Raw genomic sequence first — 5,264 nt, 5'->3', positions numbered from 1 at the left:
TGTGGGGGCTGCGGGATGCGGCCCACCGCTTCCACCCGCGTCTCCTCGGCGAGCCGCTGACCGGCCACGCCGACTGGGTGTTGTCGGTGAGCTACTCTCCGGACGGCCGCACCCTCGCCAGCGGCAGCAAGGACGGCACGGTCCGGCTGTGGGCGCTGCCCTCGCCATGAACGCTGCCCTCGCCATGAACGCTGTTTAGGGGCATGTGGCGGCTCTGACCGGAGTTACACCGCACTGACGATGATCACGTTAGCCAGGTCCCCGAGGGGGCGCGGATGCTGCCCGTTCGTTCCGGTCAACGGTGGGGAAGGGTGACTCGCGGACCGGTGCCCCGCCGCCATTGGTAGGGCACCGGACAGGACCATCGGCCGTGTGGGAGCCGCTCCGGCCATTCGATGATGGCCATGAGCGGCGCGACACGAGCACCGCCGTGCGAATGGGGACGGGATGGCGACGCTGCCGGTGGGGCACTAGGGGACGTGGGGACGTGGGGTCATCGCTGATCTTCTTCTACCCAAGGTGGGCGCTATGCGTGAATACTGCGACTGTCAGTCGTTGCCAGCGATCGCGGACCTGATCAGAGAACATGACCAGGTCATCGATCTCATCGCCGACACGCACGAGGCGTATCGGCAGGGTGATGTCGAGGCGATGGCGGCACTCTGTGAGCAGATGTCGGCGGTTCTCCATCCGCAGACGGTGGTGGAGGAGCAGGGCCTGTTCCCCGCGATGGCACTCGAGTTCCCCGAACAGATCGCGATCCTGCAGAGCGAGCACCGCCGGATCGAGGCTGTGCTCGCCGGGGCGACCGACGGCACCGCCCGGGTCGATCCCGCTTGGCCGACACGCGTCATCGATGCGCTGAGCCTGCTACGCAGGCACATCGCGAAGGAACAGGACGGCGTGTTCCATGCCGCCGTCTCGATTCTCAGCAACGAACAATGGAACCGTCTCGGCGAGATCCGCCAGGCGCTGAAGCTCGTAAGTTCCTGAAACCTCGTGCGATGACCGACTCCCTCGCCGGGACGGCCGGCTCCAGGCATCAGATCAGGCTCCGGGCATCGGCCGTTGCGGCGGGGTCGGGCCGGGATCGCTCCCGGGCACGCCGGTACGGGACGTGGCGGTACCGGATATGGCGGTACCGGACGTCGCTGTACCGGACGTGGCGATACCAGATGTGGCTCTACCGGACGTCGTTGCGCCGGACCCGCAGATAGGCCTGATAATCGGCCGCCCACTTCCGGTGGGCGGCCGCCTGCCACTGCCGCAACGCCGGCAGGCCCATCGCCGCCCGGGCCGGGTTGAGGCGCCCCGGAGTTTCCGGACAGGGGATCCACCAGGATTCTCACGGAAAGGAACGGGATCGAGTGCCAGGAAAACAGGAACGCCGCTGGACGGTTCGTGCCGCGGTCCCGCCGACACCACGCCTACTTCCGTTCCTAACTGTGGGTTACCGGCACTATGGGTTGCCGGCACTGTGGGTTGCCGGGACATGCCGACCAGATACCGTAACCTCGTATTTCATTCAGCCTTAACATTCTGGCTGCGTGTTGTCTCCTGTGCTCTGCGTGGGCAGCTGCCAGCCTGTCGGCTGGTCCGGAACGATCGGTATGGGAGGCTGAACGTGGTTCAGATCAACAGGCGCGCACTGCTGAGCAGGGGTGCGACGGCCGTGGGCGGGGCGGTAGTGGCGTCGGCTCTGCTACCGGCCCTGGAGAACGCGGCCCTGGCCGCGCCGCCCCCGCCCACCGGCGGGCCCTACACCGGCGGCTACGGTCCGCTCAGCCCGCTGGCTCCCGTCAACGAGCCGGGCGGCACCAAGTACCTCGCGCTGCCGGCCGGATTCAGCTACGTGGCGCTGGCCAAGACCGGCACGCCGCTGGTGAGTGACCCGAACACCCCGAACCCGGTCAACCTCGACGGCATGGGTGCGTTCGGGCTGGCCGGAGGACGGGTGCGACTGATCCGTAACAGCGAGGACCGGTCCCCGGCCGGGTCGGGCTCGGTCAAGGGCCCGGACGGTACGAAGTACGACCCGAAGGCCTTCGGCGGGGTCACGGTTCTCGACTTCGATCCGAAGACCCGCACGATCGTCAACGACTACATCGGCCTGAACGGGACCACGGTCAACTGCGCCGGCGGCCAGGCCTACCGGTACAAGGGCTGGATCACCTGCGAGGAGACTGTCGTCGGCCCGGCGGACGGCTTCGACAAGAAGCACGGCTACGTCTTCCTGGTCCCGGCGGGCGCGGGCACGACCGTCCCATCGGTGCCGCTCACCGCGTTGGGCCGCTTCTCCCACGAGGCGGTCGCGGTCGACCAGCGCACCGGTGTGGTGTACCTGACCGAGGACGCCGGCTCCGGCCGCGGCTCGGGATTCTACCGGTTCATCCCCAAAGACCCGGACAAGTTGGAGAAGGGCGGGCTGCTGCAGATCCTGGCGGTCACGGGCAGGCCGCAGGTCGACCTGCGGGAAGGGCAGCGGCGCGGGATGTGGCTGCCGGTAGAGTGGGTCGACATCGACAACCCCGACCCGGACCCGATCGTCGAGGCCGAGAAACCGAACCCGACCAGTGTGTTCGCGCAGGGCTGGGCCGGCGGCGCGGCGAAGTTCAACCGGCTGGAAGGTACCTGGGCAGCAGGTTATTCGATCTTCTTCGCCTCCACCAGCGGCGGGGATGTCAAGAACGGCGACGTCAACTCCGACGGTTTCGCGGAAGGCTACGGCCAGATCTGGCAGTACCAGCCCGCCGCAGGGCGGGGCCGCCGCACCAGCGGGAGTCACGCCGACGCCGGCCGGCTGCGCCTGGTGTTCGAATCACCCGGCGGGTCCGTCCTCGACTCACCTGACAACATCACGATGACTCCACAGGGCAGCCTGTTGCTGTGCGAGGACGACGCCGGTGGTAAAGACGGCGACACCCACCCCCTCGCCCCTGGCATCACCGACGTCAACCGGCTGATCGGCCTCACCCAGGACGGGAAGGCCTTCGAGTTCGCGGTGAACTGCTTCAGCGACTCCGAATGGGCCGGCGCCTGCTTCAGCCCGGACGGCCAGACACTGTTCGCGAACGTCTTCGGCGCCTCTGAGGTGGGCAGCGGTTTCACCGCGGCCATCACCGGACCGTGGCGCCGCGGCGTCCTGTAACACGGCGGTCAGGAGCGCGGGCCGCGGCACGGTGCGAGCCGTCGGCGGTGCCGTCTCCCGGGGAGAGCAGCGCATGGCGTGGCGCCCCGGGGGACGGCACCGGGCCATGGCTTCTCATCGCCGCGATGTGAGCTGGATTCGCGTCCCATGCGAGCACAGTCGTGCGACATCTCACACTGGCTTTCGCCATCCCGAGCATCGGGTGACCATGTGACACATCACATCGAGGTCGTGGACGGGGTTCCCATCGGCGGCCCGATGCCGCCGCGTAGCGGCGGAGAGGAGTCACATGGTTGCGACGGAAACCTGGTCCATCAGCGAGCTGATCGATACGGTTCGTTACCCTCTCACCGACCCTTCGAGCCGCGCCTGGCGGGACATCGTCTCGTGGGCCCGGGAAGAACTGCGCACTCGCGGGTGCTGTGTCCTCCCGGGATTCGTCCGGCCCACCGCATTCACCGCGTTCGCACAGGAGTGCGCCACCGTCGCTCCGCTCGCGTATGACGAGGTCGAGACGGTCAACGCCTACAACATCGCGGTCGACCCGTCGTTGCCGGCCGATCATCCGGGCCGGTTCACGATGCGGCGAGGGAACGCCTTCGTCGCCCGCGACCAGATTCCCACCGAATTCGCCGTCCACCGGCTCTACACCAGCGAGCTCTTCCAGCATTTCATCGCCGGCTGCTTCGACCTGCCGAGAGTCCACGAACTCGCCGACCCGCTGGCCGGGCTGTGCCTCAACGTCATCGCCCCCGGGCTGGAGCACCCCTGGCACTTCGACACGAACGAATTCGCGGTGAGCCTGCTCACGCAGGCGCCGCGGGCCGGGGGCGACTTCGAGTACTGCCCGAACATCAGGTCCGCGCAGGCGGAGAACTTCGCCGGCGTGCGGGCCGTGCTGGCGGGCGAGGGCGGCCATCTGGTCCGGCGTCTCACCCTCCGGCCTGGTGATCTCCAGCTTTTCCTGGGCCGCTATTCGATGCACCGGGTGAGCCCGGTCGAGGGCGACACGGCCCGGCATTCCGCAATCTTCGCCTACACCGGGCACCCCGAGGTCGTCGGCAGTGTCGCGCGCACGAAGCAGCTCTTCGGCCGGGTCCTCCCGCGGCACCTGGCGGCAGAGAAGAGCGCGGTCCGCGTCGACCAGCTGCTGGACTAGCTGGATCAGAACGCGGTCGGCAAGCTGCGTCAGCACCGGCCCATCTGCCCCGACCGCCCGTCACAAGGAGCGCCAGACGCGTGTATTCCGACGACAGCAGATATTCTGCCGAGACCATCGACTCCGACGGAACCACGAATTCCTCCGAGGCCGCGTACTCCACCAGGACGACGCGGTTCGACGACAGCGGGAAGATCTCGCTCGACCACATCTACACGCAGCCCGACCCACACGCCTACTTCAGTACCCTGCGGAAACTCGACTACTGTATCCCGCAGCTCGCCAAACCGTACTTCAGCCAGCTCATCCGGGAATTCCGGATGGTTCGGGGACGACCGCCGACGGTCCTGGACGTGGGCTGCTCCTACGGGATCAACGCCGCGCTGCTCCGCTGTGACGTGACGTTGGACGACTTGCACGAGGGCTACGCACCGCCCGGGAGGCGGCCGACCCGGGACCTGCTGCTCGCCCGTGACCGCGAGCTCGTCCGGTCCCGCGACGGGCTGGAGGCGAGCCAGTTCCTCGGCCTGGACAGCTCGGGGCCGGCCCTCTCCTACGCGCTCGCGGCCGGGTTCCTCGATGCCGCCGTGCACGCCAACCTGGAGGACCGTGACCCGACCGACGCCGAACGGGAGCGGCTCGCCGGAACGGACATCGTCGTCTCGACGGGCTGCCTCGGGTACGTCACCGAGCGAACCATCGCCCGGGTGGCCCGCGCAGCCGGTGAGCGCAGGCCGTGGATGGCCCACTTCGTGCTGCGGATGTTCCCGTTCGAACCGGTCGAGGCGACGCTCACGAGGCTCGGGTATGAGACCGTGCACGTCGACCGCGTCTTCCGGCAGCGGCGCTTCGCCTCCGCCGAGGAGCAGTCGCTCGTGCTCGACACGCTGTCCACCGTCGGCGTCGATCCACGGGGGCTGGAGGCCGAGGGCTGGCTGTACGCCCAACTGCACATCT

The 5,264-nt window shown here is 68.2% G+C and carries 5 protein-coding genes; all 5 read left to right on the top strand.

Annotated features, from left to right (window positions below; genetic code table 11):
* Positions 1-8 precede the first annotated feature (8 nt).
* Positions 9-170 (top strand): WD40 repeat domain-containing protein, encoded by a 162-nt coding sequence (locus AC08OV_RS03810; protein WP_476619314.1) that lies wholly within the window; start codon positions 9-11, stop codon positions 168-170.
* 358 nt (positions 171-528) lie between these two features.
* A complete protein-coding gene (locus AC08OV_RS03805; RefSeq protein WP_476619301.1) occupies positions 529-993 on the top strand; it encodes a hemerythrin domain-containing protein in 465 nt (154 codons plus the stop codon).
* A gap of 631 nt (positions 994-1,624) precedes the next feature.
* Complete coding sequence (locus AC08OV_RS03800; RefSeq protein ID WP_476613881.1) at positions 1,625-3,148, top strand: alkaline phosphatase PhoX; 1,524 nt, start codon at positions 1,625-1,627, stop codon at positions 3,146-3,148.
* A 289-nt stretch (positions 3,149-3,437) separates the two neighbouring features.
* On the top strand, positions 3,438-4,307 hold the full coding sequence (locus tag AC08OV_RS03795) for a HalD/BesD family halogenase (RefSeq protein WP_476613880.1): 870 nt from the start codon (positions 3,438-3,440) through the stop codon (positions 4,305-4,307).
* Positions 4,308-4,387: 80 nt separating this feature from the next.
* Positions 4,388-5,264: class I SAM-dependent methyltransferase (locus tag AC08OV_RS03790; RefSeq protein WP_476619300.1), on the top strand; the 877-nt coding region annotated here is incomplete at its 3' end.

The organism is Frankia sp. CeTa3Moorea, from assembly GCF_978021225.1.
The sequence above is the reverse complement of the archived record's forward strand: the minus strand, read 5'-3'. Positions and strand labels throughout refer to the sequence as shown.